Genomic DNA, 22,015 nt, shown 5'->3' on the forward strand with positions numbered 1-22,015 from the left:
GGAAACCGTCCGCCGCGTGATCCCGCGGCACAATGACACGGATGTGATTTGCACAGGCTGGGGATAACCGTTTCGGGGTGCTCCACACCATCTTGGGTAGCCTTGCAGGCCCCAACACAAGATGTAGTATTAAAACCAACTTCCCCAGACAGCGCTCCATTACGGGAGCAGAGCATTCATCGCAAGGAGCCACCATGTCTGTGACTGTGTACACCAAGCCTGCCTGCGTCCAGTGCAACGCGACCTACCGCGCCCTCGACAAGCGCGGCGTCGCCTACGACGTCGTCGACGTCACCGAGGACGCCCAGGCCCTCGAGCACATCAAGGGCCTCGGATACATGCAGGCTCCGGTGGTCGTCACCGAGAGCGATCACTGGTCCGGCTTCCGCCCGGACAAGATCGCCGAGCTGGACGTGGCCCTGGTCTCCTAGCCCAGAACCCCGCGGGCCCGCTCCGGGCAGGGCCGGGCCCGCGGCACCATCCTCGTTGAGGAGGAAGATCGTGGATACCGCACTCGAGGGGAGGCGGGACACGGATACCGGGACGGAACGCCCCCTCGTGGTGTACTTCTCCTCCGTCTCCGGCAACACCCACAAATTCGTGCAGAAGCTCGAGGCCGACTCGGTCCGGCTCCCCCTGCGAACGGGCGAGGACGCTCCCGTGATGGAGCGCCCCTTCGTCCTCTGCGCCCCCACCTACGGCAGGCCCCGCTCCGGCGGCGCCGTGCCGCCCCAGGTCATGAAGTTCCTGCGCGTGCCGCGCAACCGCGAGCTCATGCTGGGGGTCATGGGCGCGGGAAACACCAACTTCGGCGACCTCTACTGCATTGCGGCCGACAAGATCGCGGTCAAGTGCGAGGTCCCCGTCCTGTACAAATTCGAGCTGATGGGCACGTCCGAGGACGTCGCCCGCGTCAACGAAGGACTGAAAGCGCTGTGGACACGAAACTCGCGACACCCGGCCTGACCGCCGAGAGCGGCCCCGCCGAGAAGAAGATCCCCGAGAAGTACAAGGGCCTCGGCTACCACGAGCTCAACGCGATGCTGAACCTGTACGACGCGAACGGGATGATCCAGTTCGACGCCGACCGTCAGGCCGCGCGCCAGTATTTCCTGCAGCACGTGAACAACAACACCGTCTTCTTCCACGACCTGGAGGAGAAGCTCGAGTACCTGGTGGAGAACCAGTACTACGAGGCCGAGGTGCTCGAGCAGTACAGCATGGATTTCATCAAGTCGCTGTCCAAGCTCGCCTACTCGAAGAAGTTCCGCTTCCCGACCTTCCTCGGCGCGTTCAAGTTCTACACCTCCTACACGCTGAAGACCTTCGACGGCGAGCGCTACCTCGAGCGCTTCGAGGACCGCGTCTTGATGGTCGCGCTGAACCTCGCCCGCGGCGACGAGCAGCTCGCGACCGAGCTGGTCGAGGAGATCATCTCCGGCCGCTTCCAGCCGGCCACCCCCACCTTCCTCAACGCCGGCAAGAAGCAGCGCGGCGAGCTCGTCTCCTGCTTCCTGCTGCGCATCGAGGACAACATGGAGTCCATCGGGCGCTCCATCAACTCGGCCCTGCAGCTGTCCAAGCGCGGCGGCGGCGTCGCCTTCGCGCTGACCAACCTGCGCGAGTCCGGCGCCCCGATCAAGAAGATCAGGAACCAGTCCTCCGGCGTCATCCCCGTGATGAAGCTCCTCGAGGACTCGTTCTCCTACGCCAACCAGCTCGGCGCGCGCCAGGGCGCCGGCGCGGTGTACCTGCACGCGCACCACCCGGACATCTACCGCTTCCTCGACACCAAGCGCGAGAACGCGGACGAGAAGATCCGCATCAAGACCCTCTCGCTCGGCGTCGTCATCCCGGACATCACCTTCGAGCTGGCCAAGCGCAACGAGGACATGTACCTCTTCAGCCCGTACGACGTCGAGAACGTCTACGGCATGCCCTTCTCCGACGTCAACGTCACCGAGAAGTACTACGAGATGGTCGACGACGCGCGGATCACCAAGACCAAGATCAACGCGCGCGAGTTCTTCCAGACCCTCGCGGAGATCCAGTTCGAGTCCGGCTACCCGTACGTGATGTTCGAGGACACCGTGAACCGGGCCAACCCGATCGACGGCAAGATCATCATGTCCAACCTGTGCTCCGAGATCCTCCAGGTCTCCGAGCCCTCGGAGTACGAGCTCGGGCTCGAGTACCGGACCGTGGGCAAGGACATCTCCTGCAACCTCGGCTCGCTGAACATCGCGACGACGATGGACTCGCCGGACTTCGGCAAGACCATCGAGACCGCGATCCGCGGGCTGACCGCGGTCTCGGACATGTCCGACATCGAGTCGGTGCCCTCGATCGAGCGCGGCAACAACATGTCCCACGCGATCGGCCTGGGCCAGATGAACCTCCACGGCTACCTGGCCCGCGAGCGGGTGTACTACGGCTCCAAGGAAGGGCTGGACTTCACTAACATCTACTTCTACACCGTGACCTACCACGCGATCCGCGCCTCCAACGCGATCGCGCGGGAGCGGGGGGAGAGCTTCGTCGGCTTCGAGCGCTCCGCCTACGCCAGCGGCGAGTACTTCGACAAGTACACCCGCCGGGCCTGGGAGCCGAAGACCGAGCGGGTGCGCGAGCTGTTCGCCGGCGTCCACATCCCCACCCAGCAGGACTGGGAGGAGCTGAAGGCCGCCGTGCGGGAGCACGGGATGTACAACCAGAACCTGCAGGCCGTCCCGCCGACCGGCTCGATCTCCTACATCAACGGCTCGACGTCGTCGATCCACCCGATCGCCTCGAAGATCGAGATCCGCAAGGAGGGGAAGCTGGGCCGCGTCTACTACCCGGCCCCGTTCCTCAGCAACGACAACCTGGAGTACTACCAGGACGCGTACGAGATCGGCTACGAGAAGGTCATCGATACCTACGCCGAGGCGACCCAGCACGTGGACCAGGGCCTCTCGCTGACCCTGTTCTTCCGCGACACGGCCACCACCCGCGACATCAACAAGGCCCAGATCTACGCCTGGCGCAAGGGCATCAAGACGATCTACTACGTCCGCCTGCGCCAGCTCGCGCTCGAGGGCACCGAGGTCGAGGGCTGCGTGTCCTGCATGCTCTAGGCCTTCGAGCCCATCCCGACGACGCCGGCCCGGCAGCCTCCAGAACCCGGGCCGGCGGCGTCGTCCACCTATACTGAAGCCCCACAGATTTCCCAAGGAGTCGATTCCGCCATGATGAGCGAGAAGGTCGAACTGCTGCACCACGTCGAGGCGATCAACTGGAACCGCATCCCGGACGAGAAGGACCTCGAGGTCTGGGATCGCCTGGTCGGCAACTTCTGGCTGCCCGAAAAGGTGCCGCTGTCCAACGACGTCCAGTCCTGGTCGACGCTGAGCGAGCAGGAGAAGCAGCTGACCATGCGCGTGTTCACGGGCCTGACCCTGCTAGACACCATCCAGGGCACCGTCGGCGCGGTCTCGCTGCTGCCGGACGCGCAGACCCCGCACGAGGAGGCCGTGTACACCAACATCGCCTTCATGGAGTCGGTGCACGCGAAGTCCTACTCCTCGATCTTCTCGACCTTGGCCTCCACCAAGGAGATCGACGAGGTCTTCCGCTGGTCTCGTGAGAACGAGCACCTGCAGAAGAAGGCCAACATCGTCATGGACTACTACCAGGGCGACGACCCGCTGAAGAAGAAGGTGGCCTCGACCCTGCTCGAGTCCTTCCTCTTCTACTCGGGCTTCTACCTGCCGATGTACTGGTCCTCGCACGCGAAGCTGACCAACACCGCGGACCTGATCCGCCTCATCATCCGCGACGAGGCCGTCCACGGCTACTACATCGGCTACAAGTACCAGCGCGCGCTGGAGCAGGAGTCCGAGGCCCGCCGGCAGGAGCTGAAGGACTACACCTTCGAGCTGCTCTTCGAGCTGTACGAGAACGAGGTGGCCTACACCCACTCGCTGTACGACTCCGTGGGGCTGTCCGAGGACGTCAAGAAGTTCCTGCACTACAACGCGAACAAGGCGCTGATGAACCTCGGCTACGAGGCGATGTTCCCGTCCTCGGTCACCGACGTCTCCCCGGCGATCCTCTCCGCGCTGTCCCCGAACGCCGACGAGAACCACGACTTCTTCTCGGGCTCGGGCTCGTCCTACGTGATCGGCAAGGCCGTGAACACGGAGGATGAGGACTGGGACTTCTAAGTCTCCTCCAGACGTCCCTTACCTCAGGACGGCTGAACTGTGATGGCCCGGACCCGCAGCGTGCTGCGGGTCCGGGCCATTTGCATGCGACCAGCGCATAACAGGAGGGTTAGACACTACTGGTGAATCGCCCCGGGGATTGATTGCGGGGCCCTTCGAGCGCCACCGGTAAGAGCAAAACCCGGGTGCCTGCAACGGCAGTTCCCCGGTGCGGGCCATCCTAAGATCTCACCCTCCCCTGGGTCGATCAGCGATGAGGCGTCACCCACAAATGCCCAGTCAGTGCCAGAGACGATAGGGGCTGAATGCGACCAAAAGCCGGATCTCACATGCATGAACGCCCATTGTGGCATGCAGTGTTGACCGATCAGCAGGCACCAGGCCCCTAGGACTCCTCAAGCGGAACGCTTCCTCTGCGAGCGCGTGATCCACCCGCTCATCCTTGCGTAACGGCGATATGGCAGGATGTGCGTTACAGCATAAGCTCGCTGGGAAAGGATGATCCGATGCTCGACTTCCCGAGGGGCCACCGGCCCCGCTACCGTGACTTCTCCCTCCAAGCCATCTCCGACGAGACGATTCGCGAAGGCGGTGAACGTGCCATCTACGGCGCTGCGGATACCGACAAGATCCGCCTCGTCGAGAAGCTGTCCCAAGCTGGTATTAAGGACATCGACGTGGGATCCGGTCTTCACGAGGCTCAATTCCTGCGTAAGCTTCTTCTCCTGCAGGAATCAGCTGACTCCATCACCGACGACACGACCTTTTCCTTCAACCTGACGCTCAAGACCTGGGAACCACTGGTCGAGAAGCTCGAGCAGGAGGTTCCGCGCGAGCTCCTGAAGCGCATATACGTCAGCATCGGCATGATCGAGATCGACTCCGAGCGGCGTCTATTCGAGCGGGTCGCCCAGCGTCTCAGAGACATCGGAGTCGGCAAGATTCGCGCGAGTCTTCTCAACGCGTTCTCTACCGAGATCGACGAGGACGACTACGGTCACCTGATGGCTCAGATCGAACGCGCCCGCGCAATAGGCGTCAGTCTCATCAGGATCAACGACTCGGTCGGCACGCTCTATCCGGATTCCACAGCGGTCCTGGCGGCGAATCTCGTGCACGACAATCCAGACACGACCTTCTATCTGCACGGTCACAATGATCGCGGGCTCGGAACGGCAAACTCCCTGGTGAGCGTGTTGCATGGCTTTCAGGTCATCGAAGGCGGTGTTGCCGGCACCGGCAATCGGGCGGGGCTCGCGGAGCTGGAGTCCATTGCACGCTGTCTCGAGGAGAACAACATCAGCGTGAGCACTGGCCCGGTGGACGTCGATGGAGTCATCGCTGCCGCCCGGTTCTCCGAACGTGTTTACCTCACCGTGCCGACGCCGTATAGGGCTGTTAGCGGCTTCCTGGTCAAGAATGAAAACGCCGGAATCGTCAATGTTCCCGATTATCTCGGGGTCTCCCGGCCCGTCGACTACTTCCTCAATCGAATCGGGCTCTTCCCCGAGTATCTGCGGCAGATCCTCGTGGAGGGCGGCATCAGCGAGAACTCATTGAGCGACGCTGTGCTAGCGCAGGTGTACAACAGGTTGCAGGCTCGCTTCGACACCCAGCACACCTCCAAGCTCGCCGAGTACGAACGGCTCGTCGCGCAGATCTGGGACTTCCACGACGACATCGTGAGGCTTCCCGATGTCGTCGACATCGCCAAGATCGTGCTCCAGGAACAGCCGTTGGAGACGTCCACGATGTCCGAGGCGCGAGCATGAGTATCGTGGTCTACGGGGCGGGAAGCCTCGGTTTGTATCTGGCGGCACGTCTCGCCCAGGCTGGTGAAGAGGTCGTCCTCAAAGTGCGTGAGATGTCGGGCGACCACGGTCGCGGCGAAACCCTCAGGATTCTCACTCACGAGGGGATTGAGGATGTGACCGGGGTGCGGAACGTGGAATCCCTCGCAGGAGTGAAGGCTGACGCTGCGATCGTCACCACCAAGGCCTGGCAGGTCGGTGAGGCCGCCCGGGACCTGGCCGCGGCGCTTCCCCCGGAGGCACCCGTCCTCACAACCCAGAACGGCATCGACGCACCGACGTCCGCGCGGGGTCACCTCCGGGACGAGCAGGTCCTCGCCAGCACCGTGGTCGTCATCGCGACCCGAGTAGCACCCCTGGCCGTTCGCCTGATCGGCCCCGACGCGTCGCTGACGGTGGGCAGCCCGTCCGGCCGGAGGGCGTCGTCTGCACGGGGACTCACGGACGCGCTCTCCGCGGCGGGTCTCACCATGAGCTGGACCGATGACATCACCGCGGCTCTGTGGAAGAAGCTCGCGTTGATCTGCTCGTACGGTGGCGTGGGAGCCATCGTCGACGCGACGGTCGGCGAGACCCGCGCGGATGCGCGCACTAGGAGGCTGGTCTCTCAGGCCATGCGCGAGGTCTTCGCTGTCGCAGCGGCCGAGGGGGTGCGGCTGACCCAGGAGGATCTCGACGACGTCTCCGAGGTGTACCTGACGGGCTTCGCCCCGGGGACGACCTCGTCGATGCATCGAGACCTGCTGGCGGGCCGTCCCTCCGAGCTCGAAGACCAGGTCGGTGCGGTCGTGCACCGAGCCGAGCGACTCTGCGTGCCCACTCCCGTCCTGGACACGATCTACGCGGCCATGGCCCCGCGTGAGGCACGAGCTCGAGCCCGCCGATGAGACGCCCCGGCCCTCGGGGTGTCTATCCTGGGGGGCATGCCGCTGCATGTGCCCCAGATTCCAGTCCAGACCGTTGTCGAGTTCGTCAACGAATGGGCAGCCGTGCCCCAGGAGGTCTCGACACGAGCGTGGGAGGGATACCCGGCGTGGGAGTCCGAGCCCCGTCGGGTCCTGCGGTCGGTATGGCCCCCGGGGATCGCAGAGCCGAACGACGCACTGGTCGCCACGGCGTGCGATCGCGTGTACCCCGTATTCACGGGCGCATGGCCCGGATCCATCGTGGAGCGACTCAACACGGCGTTCGACGAGGCGGGGTTGAGGCCGCGCTTGGATGTCAACGACGAGGTGGTCCATCTGACGTGGGTTACCGATCGGCCGGAACGACTGATGTTCGCCGTCCTGGTGGCGTCGCTGGTCGCCCATGTCGGTCGGGTGCCTCGGGATCGGCTGGGCATCTGCGAATCCTCCGCGTGCGCCGACGTCTTGATCGACCGGTCGCCGACGCGGACCAAGCACTACTGCTCGGCTCGCTGCCAGACCCGCGAACGAGTCAAGGCGTACCGGGCTCGCACGTCCTAACGCCAGCGCCGCGGTGGCATGGCCGGGCGAGCGCCAGGATCCACCGTGCTTAGCGCTCTCACCGCGATCGGCCCCCTGTTCGCGGTGCTCGCCATCGGCGGCATGGCGAGCGTCTCTTCCAGGATGCGTGCCATCGGGCCCTCGTTGACGGTCTTCGTCCTCACCTTCGCCCTTCCGGCATTCCTATTCAACGCGGTGACCTCGGCCCCTGTGCGGGAGGGGATTCCCTGGACCTTCACAGCGATCGCCTTCGGGGTCACCGCGCTCATGTCGACGCTGACCTGGGTCTCCGGACGACTCCTCGGAGCCGGATCGGGTGGGGTCGCCGCTCCGCTGGCACTGGCCGTCGGGTATGGAAACGTCGGGTACATGGGCGTGCCCATCACGCTCAGCGTCCTGGGTCCCGAGGCGGGGCTGGCCGCTGCGATGGGTCAGCTCATCCACAACGTGATGTTCATGCTCGGCTATCCCTTGGCGAGAATGCTGTCTCCGGACCGGGGTGGGGACGTCTCGGTGCGGAAGATGCTGTGGACGGCCGCTCGCAAGGCGATCCTGACGAATCCGGTGACCTTGAGCGTCGCCGCGGGCGTCGGAGTCTCTCTGCTGGGGGTGAGACTTCCCGCAATGGCCGTCGACACCCTCGAACTCGTGGGCCAGGTCGCGGTGCCCCTAGCGATGTTCGTCGTCGGCCTCTCCCTCCCCACCGTAGGCGCGGGGCTCAGGGATGGCTCCGTTCCACGGATTCCTCTCGCCATCGGCACAGCGATCAAGCTGCTCCTGCTGCCGGTGGCGACGGTGGCAGCCCTGGCCGTCCTCGACCCTCGAATGGGCCAGCCGTGGGCGTCCACGCTCATCCTCATGGCGGCCATGCCCACCTCCACCACCGCCTTCATCCTCTCCCAGCAGGAGGACCGCGACCCTCGCCTCGTATCGGGGATGATCGCGACGACCTCGTTGCTCGGGGTGGTGACGATACCGACCGTCTTGGCGTTGTTCGTTTCATGACTATCGGGGAAACGCGTTTCTGAGCAGTGCGGGGGTCGGACGGCTGCGAGCGCTCGGCGATCCGGCCAAAGTCAGGTTCCCAGGCAGCCTCGCCTTCTCGGTCGTCCGGAACGCCCCCACTATCTCTCAGGTCGTTCCTTCCCGGGCAGAAGAAACATGCCGACCAGGAGGCTGAGAGCAAGGACCCCGCAGGCCACCCAGATTCCGAGGTGGAACGCATCGAGGAAGGCTGTCTCAGCCTCGCCGAGAACGGCCGCCGCGGTATCGGCGTCCATCTCGGCCGCGTCCCTGACCGCGGTGAGGGTCTGGGAGAGAGATTGATCCGCGCTCGCGGGCAGATCGGCGTGGAGGTTCCCGAGGGAAGGTCCGATGCGCGCCCGGTACTCCAGCGAGTACACGGCGCCGAGGACTGCGATCCCCACGATGGACATGACGCCGCGGATGGTGTTGATCAACCCGGCACCGGACCCGGCGCGAGCATCGTCGATCTCACCCATGGTCAGCGTGGTCGTCGCGCCCATGGTGATGCCCATGCCCAGACCCGCGGCGCCGAAGGCGATCTCGATCCAGGCCTGGTGGGTGCCGGCCTCGGCGACGCCGAACAGGCCCAATCCGAAGGCGAGGAGCAGCGTCGCCCCACTCACGGTCGCTTGGGCGCCGAGGGCCTGCATGAGCCAGCCGGCGACAAGCGCTCCCAGGATGGCGCCGACGGCGACGGGAAGCATGGACAGGCCGAGTTCCCCGGGTGACTGACCACGGACGAGTTGAATGTAGAACACGAGCAGGAACGTCCCGCCGGTCAGCGCGAAGTACGCCAGCGACACGGACAGGGTGCCGGCGGCGAAGGAACGGTGACACAATAGGCCGACGTCGAGCATGGGCGCGAGCCGACGACGCTCGACGACGACGAGGAGGATGAGGAGGACGAGCCCGAGGGCGACCGTCCCGGCCGTCTCCCATGCCGCCCACCGTCCGGTCTCGCCACCCCGGATAAGACCGAAGACCAACGCGCCGACGCCCGCGGTGGACAGGAGGATGCCGGCGACGTCGAGCCGAGCCCCGGTGGGCCGCTTCGACTCCGGCGTGGCCTTGGCGATGACGGCGAGGCATGCGGCGACGATCGGCACGTTGATGAGGAAGACGCTCCACCAGGGGAACCCCTGAACAAGGACCCCACCGAGGACGGGCCCGACGGCGACGGACGCGCCCCCGACGGCCGACCACACTCCCATCGCGCGAGCCTGGCGGCCCTCGGGGAAGACGTGCTTGATGATCGCGAGCGTCGTGGCCGGCACCACCGAGCCGCCGATGCCCATGACGACACGCCACGTGACGATCTGGCCCGCCGTAGCGGAGGTCGCCATGAGCGCCGAGCCGAGGAGGAAAACGACGAGGCCCAGGATCAGGACGCGATTGCGTCCGTACCGGTCCGCGAGGAACCCGGCCGGGAGCAGCAGCGCGGCGTAGAAGATCTCGTAGCCGCTGACCATCCACTGCAGCTGCGCGTTCGAGGCGTCGAAGTCCTCCTGGATGGTCTGGAGGGCGACGTTGATGATCGAGTAGTCCATCATCACGACGAGATACGCGGTGGCCACGGCGGCCAAGATCCATCCGGTGGGGACGGGGGTGCCGATGGGTGCTGGGCCTCCATCGGGCGCTGGGCCACCACTGGTGACATGGGGAGAGCTCGGGTCGGCTTGATCGGACATCGTGATGCGACGCTCCTTCGGCGCTGGTCCTCCGCGAGGGACTAGTAGGACGTGGGTGCAGAACCTTCTCGGACGGGCGAGGGGCGCAGCGGAATGCGCCGGCTCGCTCGCGTTGAGGGGAGGCTATCATTAAATTAGATGGCCATCTAAAAATCTGAGGACGTCGACCGCGAGTCCCGACGGCGCCCCATGTCGGTTGACGTCCTGCCACCTCCTCGATGGGTAAGCTGAGGGCCGACGAAACGGCCGATGCAGAGTCGAGAGGGGGTGAGGCGCGGATGCCGACTCGCCAACCACGCTCCGCCGCGACGCGCGACCTCATCCTCGACGCCGCCGCCGGCGAGTTCGCAAGTGCCGGCTACGGCGGCACCTCTCACGCGCGCATCCTCAAGGCGCTGGGCAAGAGCACGCCGAACTTCATCACCTACCACTTCCCGGCGAAGGCGGACCTCGCCCACGCGGTGCTCTCCCGTCAAGAGGAGCTGCTGCGCGCTGGCGTCGACGGCCTGGAGCGGCGGGGGATCCCGGGTCTGGAGGCCCTCGTGGCCATCGTGTTCGTCGTCGTGACCGACGAGGAGAACATGCGAGTCTTCCGAGCCGCCATGGCGCTGGAGAGCGACCGCACGGCACCCGCCGGGGGAGGCTCCCAGCCCTGCGCGACGTGGGTGGCGCTGGCGGAGCGTCAGCTGGGCCGGGCGCGGGAGGCCGGACAGCTGCCCCGGGCTGTGGACCTCGGCGACGAGGCCTGGACGATGGTCTCCGCTCTCTACGGCACCTATCAGCTCGCGGATCGCCTCGGCGCCTTGGACCGGCTCGCCCACCGTGTGGAGCAGGCGTGGCTCCCGCTGCTCGAGTCCCTCGGCGTCACCGATCCCGCCGCGCTCCTCGCGGCCGGCCGGCGGCACGCGCGCGAGTACCTCGCGGCCAGGGGCGCGGAGCCCATCCCGGCGACTCCGGAGGATCCCCGCCCAGACCGCGAGGCATGAGCCGGCCGGGTCTCACCGCCCCGGCGCCCCGCGCCCCCAGACCACCTCAGAAAGCGACCGAGTGGACCCCAGCGACCCCAGCATCCAGCGCATCATCACCTCCTACTGGGACCACCGCGCCGCCGCCTACACCGCCGCCCAGCACCGCACCGAGCGCGAGGAGCTGGACCGCGGCCTCTGGGTGGCGGTGTGGCGCTCGGCCCTGCCCGCCCCGCCGGCCGACGTCCTGGACCTCGGCACCGGCGGCGGCCACGCGGCGATCCTGCTCGCCGAGCTGGGCTATTCGGTCACCGCCACCGACCTCTCCCACGGCATGCTGGACCAGGCCCGCGCCCGCGCGGCCGGCCTGGCGGACCCGCCCCGCTTCGCCCTCGACGACGCCGTCCGCCCCACCCAGCCGCACCGCTCCTTCGACGCCGTCACCAGCCGGTACCTCGCCTGGACCCTCCGGGAGCCCGAGGCCGCCCTGCGCCGCTGGCACCGCCTCCTGCGGCCCGGCGGGACCCTGGCCCTGGTCGACGCCTCGTGGTTCCCCCGCGGGATCGACGCGAACCCCACCGAGGGCTTCGCCGAGCACTACCGCCCGGAGGTCAGGGAGCACCTGCCGCTGGCCGAGGCGCAGGGCATCGAGGAGACCGCCGCCGTCCTGGAGCGCGCGGGATTCCGCGACGTCGAACTGACGCCCCTGCGCGAGGTGCTCGAGGCCGACCGGCGCTGGGGCACGGTCCCCGGCCACGAGCCGCGCCTGCAGCACCTGATCACCGGGCGGGCCCGGCGCTATGGCGTGCGCCGGGCCGGGGCGGGCGACGTCGAGGCGATGCGCGCTGTCGAGCGGGCCGCGGGGGAGTCCTTCCGCGCCCTGGGCATGGAGCCCGTGGCCGACGACGCGCCGCCGGCCGCGGAGGAGCTGGCGCGTCACATCGCGGCCGGGCTCGCCTGGGTGGTCGAGGAGGACACGGCTCGGGGACGGGCGGGTGCCGCCGGGTACCTCGTCGCGGAATGGCTCGAGGGGTCACTGCACGTCGAGCAGGTCAGCGTGGACCCCGCCCACGGCGGGCTGGGGCTCGGCGAGCTGCTCCTCGAGCGCGCGGACCGGGAGGCCCGGGCTCTGGGGTGCGGAGAGCTGACCCTGACGACCTTCGCCGAGGTCCCGTGGAACGCGCCGTACTACGAGCGCCTCGGCTTCGAGCGGCTCGACGACGCGCGGGCGGATCCGGAGCTCCTCCGGATCCGCCGGGCCGAGGCGTCCCACGGACTCGACCGCTGGCCCCGGACGATCATGCGGCGCGCCGCCGACGGGCGATGAGGGCGTGCCGGGTCTGCTCCGGCCGCCGGGCGGGCCCTTGGGTTGGCCCCACCGCCCTCCAGATGCTTGCACCCGTCCCCGCCCTCCGGTAGACACGAGTCATGAGTGAGATCCGGATCACCGAGCTGCTGTCAGACTCCGAGCGCCACGTCGCCGAGAAGGAGGAGGCGCACGTCGTCGTCCTCGAGAAGACCTTCGGGGAACCCGCCGATGACCTCTGGCGGGCGCTCACCGACCCCGGGCACCTGGCCCGCTGGTTCGGCAGGGTCGAGGGCGACCTGCGCAGCGGCGGCCGCTACCGCCTGGCCGACAGCGGCATGGAGGGTGAGGTCCGCACGTGCGAGTCCCCGCGCCACCTCTCGCTGACCTGGGACGACCGGGGCGAGGCCGCGAGCGAGCTGACCCTGGTCCTGACCGAGGGCCAGGACGGCACCACCCTGACCCTGCGCCACACCGTCGCCGAGAACGAGCACTGGCGGACCTTCGGCCCCGCCGCCGTCGGCGTGGGGTGGGACGGCGCGCTCACCGCCCTCGCCCTGAGCCTGCGCGGCGACGAGCGCGCCGACCCGTCCCGGATGGCGCGGATCCACGAGACCGAGGACGGCCGCGCGTTCATCGACGAGTCGGCGCAGGCGTGGGGGCGCGCCCACGTCGCGGCCGGCGCGGACGAGGGCGAGGCGCGGACCGCGGCCCGGCGCACGGCGTCGTTCTACCGGGGCGAGGAGCAGCCCGGCTGATCCGCCGGCGCGCCCGCAGGTTGACCCGCCGGCTCCGCCCCTACAGCGTCCCGGTCATCCGCCGGTACATCGTCGCCGAGGCGTCGTTGAGGCCGGTGACCTCGACGTCGTGCCCGCCGCGGCCGTACTTCGCCAGCACGGAGTCCAGCGCCGCGACCGTGGAGGCGTCCCACACGTGCGCCTCGCTGAAGTCGATCACCACGCGCGGCGGGTCGCCCGCGTAGTCGAAGCGGTAGTAGAGGTCGTTGGAGGAGGCGAAGAACAGCTCGCCGCGCACCCGGTAGCGGGCCGTCGACGGCGCGCCCGCGGCGTCGTGCTCCAGCGTCCGCTCCACGCGGGTGAAGCCCGCGACGCGGCGGGCGAACGCGATCATCGCCCCCACCGTGCCGACCACCACGCCCAGCGCGAGGTTGTGGGTCAGCACCGTGACCAGCACCGTGGCGACCATGATGAGGTTCTCCGAGCGCGGGATGCGGCGCAGCGCGCCGAGGCCGATGGAGCGCCAGTCGAACGTGGTGAAGGAGATGTAGACCATCACGGCCACCAGCGCCGCCATGGGGATCGCCGCGACGACGTCGTTGAGGGTCACCGCGAGCAGCAGCACGAACGCCCCGGCCGCGAACGCCGAGATCCGGGTGCGGCCCCCGCCGGACTTCACGTTGATCATGGTCTGCCCGATCATCGCGCAGCCGCCCATGCAGCCGAACAGCCCGGCCACGGTGTTGGCGACGCCGAGCGCCCAGGACTCCCGGGTCTTGTCCGAGTGGGTGTCCGTGAGGTCGTCCACGAGCTTGGCCGTCAGCAGCGACTCGACCAGCCCCACCAGCGCCATGGCCAGCGCGTAGGGCGCGACGATCGCGAGCGTGTCCAGGCTGAGCGCGACGTCGGGCAGCCCCGGCACCGGCAGCGCCTCGGGCAGCTCGCCCCGGTCGCCCACGGTGGGGATCCGCGCCCCGGCCAGCACCGCCACCAGGGTCACGACGACGATCGCCACCAGCGGCGCGGGCACGGCCGTGGTCAGCCGGGGCACCAGGAACACGATCGCCAGCCCCAGCGCCACCAGCGGGTACACGAGCCACGGGACGCCCAGCAGCTCCGGCAGCTGCGAGGTGAAGATCAGGATCGCCAGCGCGTTGACGAACCCCTTCATGACCGAGCGCGGGATGAAGCGCATGAGCCGGGCCGCGCCGACGACCGCGAGCAGGACCTGCACGATCCCGGACAGGATCACCGCCGCGAGGTAGTACTGCACCCCGTGGGTCAGCACCAGCGGCGCCGCGACTAGCGCGACCGACCCCGCGGCCGCCGAGACCATGGCCGGCCGCCCGCCCAGCACCGCCGTGATCAGCGCGACGATGACGGCACCGAACAGCCCCATCCGCGGGTCCAGCCCGGTGACGATCGCGAACGCCGTCGCCTCCGGGATGAGGGCCAGCGAGGTCACCAGGCCGGCGAGCAGCTCCACGGAGGTGCGGCGCGGGCTGCGCAGGGTCGTGAGCACCGACTGCCGCTGCAGCGGCGAGAGCGTCTGGGGGCGGCTGGGCACGGGTCACCTCGGATGGGATGGGGCGGGGGAGAACCCCTCCATTAGATACCCGACGCCGCCGCCGGCCAAACGCGGGATACGCTGAACCAGGAGACGACCACCGGATGCGGGAGGGGACACCGTGCAGATCGAGCGCGCCGGCGCGCAGGCCGGCCGGGACGGCGAGGAGCTGCTGGCCCGGCTGCGCCGCATCGCCGCCGGGCAGGAAGGGGCGCTGCTGCGGATCAGCCGCCCGGAGCCCACGGTCGCCTTCGGCCGCCGCGACGAGCTCAACCCGGGCTACGCCGCCGCCGCCGCGGCCGTCCGCGCCGCCGGGTTCGCGCCGATCGTGCGCAAGGTGGGCGGCCGGGCCGCCGCGTACCACCGGACCTGCCTCATCGTGGACCACCTGCAGCCCGCCCGGGACGCGACGTCGGGCAACCTCGAGCGCTACCGGGAGTTCGGCGCGCTCTGGGTCCGCGCCCTGGCCGACCTCGGCGTCGAGGCCGGCGTGGGGGAGCTGCCCCGCGAGTACTGCCCCGGGGAGTTCAGCGTCCACGCCCGCCTGCCGGACGGGAGCAGGACTAAGCTGGTGGGGACGGCGCAGCGCGTCGTCGCCGGCGGGTGGTGGTTCTCGGCCGCCGTCGTGGTCGGCGGGCGCGAGCCGCTCGCGGAGGTCCTGACCGAGGCGTACGCGCGCCTCGGCCTGGACCTGGACCCGGCGACCGTGGGCTCGGTCGAGCAGGCAGTGCCCGAGGCCCGCTGGGAGGACGTCGAGGACGCGGTCCTCGCCGAGTACGAGAGGTGGGACGGCCCATGTGCGGACGGTACGTGATCGCCAGAGCGGCGGGGGACCTGCTGGGCGGCGTCGAGCTCGAGGAGGACCTGGACAACTACAACGTGGCCCCGACCCAGACGGTCCCCGTCCTGGTGGACCACGAGGACGACGGCGCGTGGCACCGCGAGCTGCACGCCGCCCGCTGGGGCCTGCTGCCGCGCTGGGCCAAGGACGAGTCGTTCTCCTCCCGAGCCTTCAACGCCCGCAGCGAGACCGTCCTGGAGAAGCCGACCTTCCGCCACGCCGTCAAGGCCCAGCACTGCGCGGTCCCCGCGACCGGCTACTACGAGTGGCTCAAGCACCCCTCCCCGGAGAAGGGCCGGCCGGCCAAGACCCCGTTCTACGTCCACCCGGAGGACGAGGCGCAGAACATCTACTTCGCCGGACTCTACGAGTGGTGGAAGGTCCCGGACGGGCCGGAGGCCGGCGGCTGGCTGCTCTCGACCACGATCCTCACCATGGACTCGCCCGGCGAGCGCGAGGCCGAGCTCGCCGAGGAGGGCGCCGCGACCCTCTCGGAGCTCTCCCGGCTCCACGACCGCCTGCCCATCCCGCTGGCCTTCACCGGCGCGGACGACGACGCCCTGACCCGCTGGCTGCGCGCCACCGACCGCCCCGACGCCGCGGTCGAACGGGTCCGGGAGGGGGCGTACGACGTCGCCGCGACCTGGCGGCTGCGCGAGGTCGGCTCGGAGGTCGGCAACGTCTCGAACAACGGGCCGGGCCTCATCGAGCCGGCCGGCACGCTCCTCTAGCCGCTCGGCGCACGGTCGCGGCGGGTGGGCCGGCTCAGGAGACCTCGCCGCCTCAGCGGCTCAGCGGACCCCTCCGCCTCAGTAGACCTCGTCCGAGTCCGGGAACCACCGGTTGAAGTCGAGCGTCAGGTACAGGGCGAGCGCCGCGGCGTTGTTCTCGTCGATCCGGAGCGCGACGTCGTCGTACCCGCCGTGGTGCAGCCGGTCGATGGCCACGCGCAGCAGCTGCTCGGCCATGCCCTCCCGGCGCCGCGAGGAGGCCGTGAAGAGCTCGAAGATGTAGGGCGACTGCGGCAGGCCGTCCCCGCGGCGGGACTCGAGCACCAGGATCGCGGCCACGATGCGCTCGTTCTCGTCCACGATGACCTGCGAGGCGTCCGCGATCAGCGTCCCGAACTCTCCCGCGAAGAGCTGCTGGATGATCTCCCGGGCCTCCGCCTGGCTGTTGACGGAGCCGTCGTCGTAGGACATGAAGAACAGTTTGGCCAGGCCCTCCGCGTCGCCGTGGGAGACGGCGCGGGACACGATGGTCAAAGGATGCGTGTTCGCCCAGGTCTTTCCGATCAGGGTGATCTTTCCGCTCATGGGGACCTCCTACGATGACGACGTGACAGCCCGTGAGGGCAGGGGTGTGCTGCTCGTACCAGTCTACCGACGCCCCGGTCCAAACGGACGAGGAACTTTCTGAGAGGGCTCCTCACGAGGGGCGATGGGCGACTCCGCGAGGGCCCCGAGCGAGACCAGCCGCTCGCCCAGCGCGCCCAGCACCGCGTCGGGGTCCTGCCCCAGCGCGTCGTGGTGGTGGGTCTCCGAGGTCCAGGCGGACAGGCCCGCCACGCTCGCGGCGGTCGCCAGCGCGAGGTCGTGGTCGACGTAGACGTCGTGCCGGTAGGCCGACGCCGCGACCGGCACCGTGTTCAGCGCGAGCCGCCCCCGGTCGTAGAGGCGGCCCCAGTCGTCCTTCTCGGCCAGCAGCCGGGCGGTCTCCGCGAGGGGGATCAGCGCGGGGTCCTCCTCGAAGTACCAGGGGTGGATCATCTCGCCCGTGAACATCAGCGGCCGCGCCGCCTCGTAGTCGGGCCGCTCGGCGCGGACGGCGTCCGCCGCCCAGCCGCTCGCGACGCCGGGGCCGTCGCAGTAGATCGCCTCGTGCATGAGCGCGTAGAGGGGCCGCCCGGCGAAGCTCACGATCTCCGAGACGTCCCGCAGGAACCCCTCCGAGAGCCGCCCGGGGCCCTCGGCGAACGCCGACTCCAGCAGGTAGTGCAGCCCGTGGACGCGGCCGGTGCCGCCCAGCAGCTGCCCGGCCATCTGGAACCGGTGCGGGGTCAGCCGCTCGCCGGTCGGCAGGCGCACGTCCTCCCGCTCGAGGTGCGCCGCGACCCGGGCCGCGGCGTCCACGTCCTCCGGGTACCACCCGTAGAACTCGGCGTTGCGCTCGGCCATGCGCTGGAAGGTGGCCCGGTACACCTCCCGCGGCGGGACGGTCAGGGGTGCCAGGCCCGCGGTGATCCAGCTGTGCAGCAGCGACTCGGGGGCGAAGGAGAGGTAGCTCAGCGTGCAGAAGCCGCCGAAGCTCTGGCCGAGCGTGGCCCAGCGCCGCTCGGGCTCGCCCGCGGTCAGCGCGAGCCGGATGGACTCGGCGTCGGCCACGATCGAGTCCGCGCGGAAGTGCTCGAGGTACGCCGCCTGGGCCTCCGGCCCGCCGCGGCGGCGCAGCGCCTCGGCGGAGAGCGGCGTCGACAGCCCCGTGCCGCGCTGGTCCATCAGCACGATCCGGTAGTGCGGCGCCAGGGCCGCGATCCAGCCGGAGGAGCTCAGCGGGCGCGGCGCCCCCATGCCGGGGCCGCCCTGCAGGTACAGCAGGTACGGCCGCTCGCCCGGGGGCAGAGGGGCCCGGGGCCCGACGTCGGTCACGACGCAGGCGAACAGCTCTACCTCCTCCCGCGCCAGCCCGGGGGCCGCGGCGGCGTCGAACGGCTCGCCGTGCCCGTAGGCCCAGCCGTGGGTCAGGGGGACCCGGAACCGGTGGTCGACGAGCTCCAGGTCCTCGACCCGGCGGCGGGGACCCGCGCGATGCCCCAGGGGCGCGCGGGGGCCCGGCCGCGCGGCGCCCGACGCCGTCACGCCCGGCCCCCGGCGCCGCCGGCCGCGGGGAACCCGACCTCGTCCATGCGGATGACCGGCGCGCCCTCCTCGTCCGAGGACAGCAGGTCCACGGTCGCCCGCATCGAGAAGTCGTAGTTCTCCTCCGGGTCGGCCAGCGCCTGGCGGATGCGCCAGACGCCGTCCTCGGCGTCGTCGATCGCGAGGTGGTGCGGGGCGCGGGCCGCGGCGTCGGTGTGGATGTCCTCGTACTCCCCGAAGTACTCGTCCATCGCCCCGGCCCACCGGTCGGCGTCCCAGCCGGCGCCGTGGTCCAGCTCGCCGAGCTCCCGCTCGCGCTCGTCCGCGAACAGCTCGACGCGGCGGAACATCGCGTTGCGCACCATGACGGTGAACGCCCGGCGGTTGTCCGTGACCTTGGGCGCCGACTCGGCCACCAGGTCCTCGAGGGTCTCCTGGGACAGCGGCTCGTCGTCGCCGGAGGTCATCTTCTCCCACTCGTCGATCAGCGAGTTGTCCGTCTGGCGGATCAGCTCGCCGAGCCACGCGATCAGGTCCTCGAGCTCCGGGGTGAGCGCGGAGAGCGGCACCGTCTGGCGCAGCGCGCGGTAGGCGTCGGAGAGGTAGCGCAGCAGGATGCCCTCGGAGCGGGCCAGCTGGTAGTGCTGCACGTAGTCGCCGAAGCCCATCGCGCGCTCGTACATGTCCCGCACGATCGACTTGGGGGCGAGCTCGAACTCCGCGATCCAGGGGGCGTCGCCGCGGTAGGTCTCGAAGGCCTGCTCGAGCAGCTCGGCCAGCGGCTGCGGGTAGGTCATCTCGTCGACGATGTTCATCCGCTCGGCGTAGTCGACCCCCTCCGCCTTGAGCCGGCCGATCTCCTCGCCGCGCACCTTCCGCTCCTGGGCCGTGAGCACCTGCCGCGGCTTCTCCAGCGTGGCCTCGATGACCGAGACGGCGTCGAGCGCGTACCCCGGGTCCTCCGGGTCCAGCAGCGTCAGCGCGGCCAGGGCGAAGGGAGAGAGGGGCTGGTTCAGCGCGAAGTTCTCCTGCAGCTGCACCGTCATCCGCAGCGTGCGGCCGTCCTCCTCCGGCTCCGCGAGGCGCTCCACGATCCCGGCGGCCAGCAGCTCGCGCAGGATCCCGAGGGCCTTGAGGACCAGGCGGCGCTGGCGCACGGCCGGCTCGTGGTTCTCGGTCAGCAGGCGGCGCGCGGCGGCCAGCGGGTCGCCCGGGCGCTCCAGGAGGTTCAGCAGCATCGAGTGGGTGACGGTGAAGGAGGAGGTCAGCGGCTCGGGGGAGGCCTGCACCAGCTGCTCGAAGGTCTTGCGGGACCATGCGACGAAGCCCTGCGGCGGCTTCTTCTTCTTGCCGCGCGTGGACTGGGTGATCTTCTTCTCGTCGTCGCCGAACTTCGTCCGCGCGCGCTCCATGATCTTGGCGTTCTCGATGTCGTGCTCGGGCGCCTGGACCACCACGGTGCCCGCGGTGTCGAACCCGGCCCGGCCCGCTCGCCCGGCGATCTGGTGGAACTCCCGCGCCTTGAGCCGGCGGGTGCGCTCGCCGTCGAACTTGGACAGGGCCGTGATGAGCACGGTCCGGATGGGCACGTTGATCCCGACGCCGAGCGTGTCCGTCCCGCAGATCACCTTCAGCAGCCCGGTCTGGGCCAGCTGCTCGACGAGCCGCCGGTACTTCGGCAGCATCCCCGCGTGGTGCACGCCGATCCCGTGGCGCACGAGCCGGCTCAGGACCTTGCCGAACCCGGTCGCGAAGCGGAAGCCGGCGATCACCTCGTTGACCCGGTCCTTCTCCTCCCGGGTCAGCACGTTGATGCTCATGAGCGCCTGGGCCTGGTCCATGGCCTGCAGCTGCGAGAAGTGGACCACGTACACCGGCGCCTGGCCGGTCTTGACCAGGTCCTCCAGCGCCTCGTGGACCGGCTCCTCCGAGTAGTAGTAGTGCAGCGGGATGGGCCGCTCGGTGCTCGTGACGTAGGCGGTGGGCCGCCCGGTGAGCTCGGTCAGCTCCTCCTCGAAGCGGCTCACGTCCCCGAGGGTCGCGGACATCAGGAGGAACTGCGCCTGCGGCAACTCCAGCAGGGGGACCTGCCAGGCCCAGCCGCGCTGCGGGTCAGCGTAGAAGTGAAACTCGTCCATGACCACCTGGCACACGTCCGCACCCTCGCCCTCGCGCAGCACCAGGTTGGCGAGGATCTCCGCGGTGCAGCACACGATGGGCGCGTGGGCGTTGACCGAGGAGTCGCCGGTGATCATGCCGACGTTCTCCGGGCCGAAGATCGCGCACAGGTCGAAGAACTTCTCCGAGACCAGCGCCTTGATCGGCGCGGTGTAGTAGGAGCGCTGCCCCGTGGCGAGGCCGGCGAAGTGCGCGGCCACGGCCACGGTGGACTTCCCCGAGCCGGTGGGGGTGGCGAGGATGACGTTGGCGCCCGAGGACAGCTCCAGCACGGCCTCGTCCTGGGCGGGGTAGAGCTCCATGTCCCGGGAGGCGATCCAGCGGGTGAAGCCCTCGTAGATCTCCTCGTCGGAGAGGGGGTTGGAGGCGAAGTCGCCGCGGTCGTAGGGGTGCGCCGAGTCGGCGAGGGAGGGTTCAAGGGCTTCGAGGAGTCTCATCGCCTCCGAGTCTACCCAGCGCCGCCGCCCACCGCGCCCGACGCCGCCCGCATCACCAGCCGCGCTCGCGCCACTCCTCGAGGTGGGGCCGCTCGGCGCCCAGCGTCGTGCTCGCGCCGTGCCCGGGGAGGATCACGGTGTCGTCCGGGTAGACGTCGAAGATCCGGGTGGTGACGTCGGAGAGCAGCTGCCGGAAGGCGGCGTCCGAGGCGGTCTTGCCCACCCCGCCCGGGAAGAGCGAGTCGCCCGTGAAGATGTGGACGGGGCCCTCCTCCGGCGTGTAGGCCAGGGCGATCGAGCCGGGGGTGTGGCCGCGCAGGCCGATGACGTCCAGGGAGAAGCCGTCGAGGTCCGCGGTGTCCCCGTCCTCGAAGGTGAAGTCCATGGGGACGTTGACGTCCGCCTCGTCGGCCGCGCCGCAGGCGGCCAGCGCCTCGGAGCGGGACTTGATCTCCGCCAGGGCGCGCACGTGGTCCCAGTGGGAGTGCGTGGTGACGATCAGCTGGACGTTGCCGCAGCACGTGCAGCTGCTCTTGACGTCCTGATGGCCGGCGGCGACCATGCCCGAGATCGCGTCCGGGTCGTCCGCCGCGTCGATCAGCAGCTGAGTCCCCGTGCTCTTGCACGTCAGGAGGTAGACGTTGTTGTCCATGGAGGAGACGCTGATGTGGCGGATCGTCAGGTCCCCCAGATCCAGCGAATTGGTTGCCGTTGCCATCATGGGCACGAGTTTACGACTCTGGCGGCGAAGTTGCGCAACCCCTGGACATGAAGCGTTCATCACCCCTCGTCCAACCGTGTTCGCCCGGGGTAAAAAGAGGGGGAGGGGCCCGCGCCGGGGCTTGACGGCGAGGCTAGAATAAATCTTCGAATCCTCCCGCTGCGCGCGCCCCGCCCTCAAGGCGCGGCGCCGCAGCGCGGCACGCACAC

Annotated in this window: 19 protein-coding genes; 13 read left to right on the forward strand and 6 right to left on the reverse strand. The window is 69.3% G+C overall.

The features are described 5' to 3' along the window. Positions 1-194 precede the first annotated feature (194 nt). The 8 genes from nrdH to NBM05_RS15525 all read left to right on the forward strand — a co-directional run bounded on the left by nrdH (position 195) and on the right by NBM05_RS15525 (position 8,487). Complete coding sequence (gene nrdH, locus NBM05_RS00085; protein WP_254164050.1) at positions 195-431, forward strand: glutaredoxin-like protein NrdH; 237 nt, start codon at positions 195-197, stop codon at positions 429-431. Positions 432-501: 70 nt separating this feature from the next. Continuing rightward, positions 502-966, forward strand: coding sequence for a class Ib ribonucleoside-diphosphate reductase assembly flavoprotein NrdI (nrdI, locus tag NBM05_RS00090; protein WP_254164052.1), 465 nt, complete (start codon positions 502-504; stop codon positions 964-966). After that, complete coding sequence (nrdE, locus tag NBM05_RS00095) at positions 963-3,116, forward strand: class 1b ribonucleoside-diphosphate reductase subunit alpha (protein WP_302183547.1); 2,154 nt, start codon at positions 963-965, stop codon at positions 3,114-3,116. Before nrdI ends, nrdE begins: the two co-directional genes overlap by 4 nt. A 114-nt stretch (positions 3,117-3,230) precedes the next feature. Then, on the forward strand, positions 3,231-4,205 hold the full coding sequence (nrdF, locus tag NBM05_RS00100; RefSeq protein WP_254164379.1) for a class 1b ribonucleoside-diphosphate reductase subunit beta: 975 nt from the start codon (positions 3,231-3,233) through the stop codon (positions 4,203-4,205). 506 nt (positions 4,206-4,711) lie between these two features. Next, complete coding sequence (locus NBM05_RS00105; RefSeq protein WP_254164054.1) at positions 4,712-5,977, forward strand: hydroxymethylglutaryl-CoA lyase-like TIM-barrel protein; 1,266 nt, start codon at positions 4,712-4,714, stop codon at positions 5,975-5,977. Continuing rightward, positions 5,974-6,903 (forward strand): ketopantoate reductase family protein, encoded by a 930-nt coding sequence (locus NBM05_RS00110; protein ID WP_254164056.1) that lies wholly within the window; start codon positions 5,974-5,976, stop codon positions 6,901-6,903. Before NBM05_RS00105 ends, NBM05_RS00110 begins: the two co-directional genes overlap by 4 nt. 36 nt (positions 6,904-6,939) lie before the next feature. Next, positions 6,940-7,482, forward strand: a complete 543-nt coding sequence (locus tag NBM05_RS00115) for a CGNR zinc finger domain-containing protein (RefSeq protein ID WP_254164058.1) — start codon at positions 6,940-6,942, stop codon at positions 7,480-7,482. 45 nt (positions 7,483-7,527) lie between these two features. After that, a complete protein-coding gene (locus NBM05_RS15525) occupies positions 7,528-8,487 on the forward strand; it encodes an AEC family transporter (protein ID WP_254164060.1) in 960 nt (319 codons plus the stop codon). Between the two features lie 119 nt (positions 8,488-8,606). Here NBM05_RS15525 and NBM05_RS00125 read toward each other — a convergent pair whose 3' ends face one another. Then, positions 8,607-10,196, reverse strand: coding sequence for an MFS transporter (locus NBM05_RS00125; RefSeq protein WP_302183539.1), 1,590 nt, complete (start codon positions 10,194-10,196; stop codon positions 8,607-8,609). 278 nt (positions 10,197-10,474) lie between these two features. Between NBM05_RS00125 and NBM05_RS00130 the strand changes: the two genes are divergently transcribed. The 3 genes from NBM05_RS00130 (at position 10,475) to NBM05_RS00140 (ending at position 13,225) form a co-directional block, all read left to right on the forward strand. After that, positions 10,475-11,182, forward strand: a complete 708-nt coding sequence (locus NBM05_RS00130; protein ID WP_254164064.1) for a TetR/AcrR family transcriptional regulator — start codon at positions 10,475-10,477, stop codon at positions 11,180-11,182. A gap of 61 nt (positions 11,183-11,243) precedes the next feature. Next, positions 11,244-12,488, forward strand: a complete 1,245-nt coding sequence (locus NBM05_RS00135; RefSeq protein WP_254164066.1) for a GNAT family N-acetyltransferase — start codon at positions 11,244-11,246, stop codon at positions 12,486-12,488. A gap of 101 nt (positions 12,489-12,589) precedes the next feature. Further along, on the forward strand, positions 12,590-13,225 hold the full coding sequence (locus NBM05_RS00140) for an SRPBCC family protein (protein ID WP_254164068.1): 636 nt from the start codon (positions 12,590-12,592) through the stop codon (positions 13,223-13,225). Between the two features lie 40 nt (positions 13,226-13,265). Here NBM05_RS00140 and NBM05_RS00145 read toward each other — a convergent pair whose 3' ends face one another. Beyond that, positions 13,266-14,771, reverse strand: a complete 1,506-nt coding sequence (locus NBM05_RS00145) for a SulP family inorganic anion transporter (protein ID WP_254164069.1) — start codon at positions 14,769-14,771, stop codon at positions 13,266-13,268. Between the two features lie 121 nt (positions 14,772-14,892). On the opposite strand from NBM05_RS00145, the gene NBM05_RS00150 reads away from it, so the two are divergent. Continuing rightward, complete coding sequence (locus tag NBM05_RS00150; RefSeq protein ID WP_254164071.1) at positions 14,893-15,585, forward strand: lipoyl protein ligase domain-containing protein; 693 nt, start codon at positions 14,893-14,895, stop codon at positions 15,583-15,585. Next, positions 15,582-16,343 carry an SOS response-associated peptidase gene (locus NBM05_RS00155; RefSeq protein ID WP_309248078.1) on the forward strand — a complete coding sequence of 254 codons (762 nt, stop codon included), beginning with the start codon at positions 15,582-15,584 and terminating at the stop codon, positions 16,341-16,343. The genes NBM05_RS00150 and NBM05_RS00155 overlap by 4 nt, the downstream gene beginning before the upstream one ends. A gap of 78 nt (positions 16,344-16,421) precedes the next feature. On the opposite strand, the gene NBM05_RS00160 is transcribed toward NBM05_RS00155, so the two are convergent. The 4 genes from NBM05_RS00160 to NBM05_RS00175 form a co-directional block, all read right to left on the reverse strand. Further along, positions 16,422-16,928 carry a GNAT family N-acetyltransferase gene (locus NBM05_RS00160; protein WP_254164075.1) on the reverse strand — a complete coding sequence of 169 codons (507 nt, stop codon included), beginning with the start codon at positions 16,926-16,928 and terminating at the stop codon, positions 16,422-16,424. A gap of 63 nt (positions 16,929-16,991) precedes the next feature. Next, the gene (locus NBM05_RS00165) at positions 16,992-18,470 is read right to left on the reverse strand and encodes an alpha/beta fold hydrolase (RefSeq protein WP_254164077.1); all 1,479 of its coding nucleotides are present in this window, start codon (positions 18,468-18,470) and stop codon (positions 16,992-16,994) included. Beyond that, complete coding sequence (locus NBM05_RS00170; protein ID WP_254164079.1) at positions 18,467-21,085, reverse strand: DEAD/DEAH box helicase; 2,619 nt, start codon at positions 21,083-21,085, stop codon at positions 18,467-18,469. Before NBM05_RS00170 ends, NBM05_RS00165 begins: the two co-directional genes overlap by 4 nt. Before the next feature lie 52 nt (positions 21,086-21,137). Further along, positions 21,138-21,806: an MBL fold metallo-hydrolase gene (locus NBM05_RS00175; RefSeq protein ID WP_254164081.1), complete on the reverse strand. Its 669-nt coding sequence runs from the start codon at positions 21,804-21,806 to the stop codon at positions 21,138-21,140. Between the last annotated feature and the right edge of the window lie 209 nt (positions 21,807-22,015).

The sequence above is a fragment of the Rothia santali genome (genome assembly GCF_024199905.1).
In the GTDB taxonomy this organism is placed as follows: domain Bacteria; phylum Actinomycetota; class Actinomycetes; order Actinomycetales; family Micrococcaceae; genus Rothia; species Rothia santali.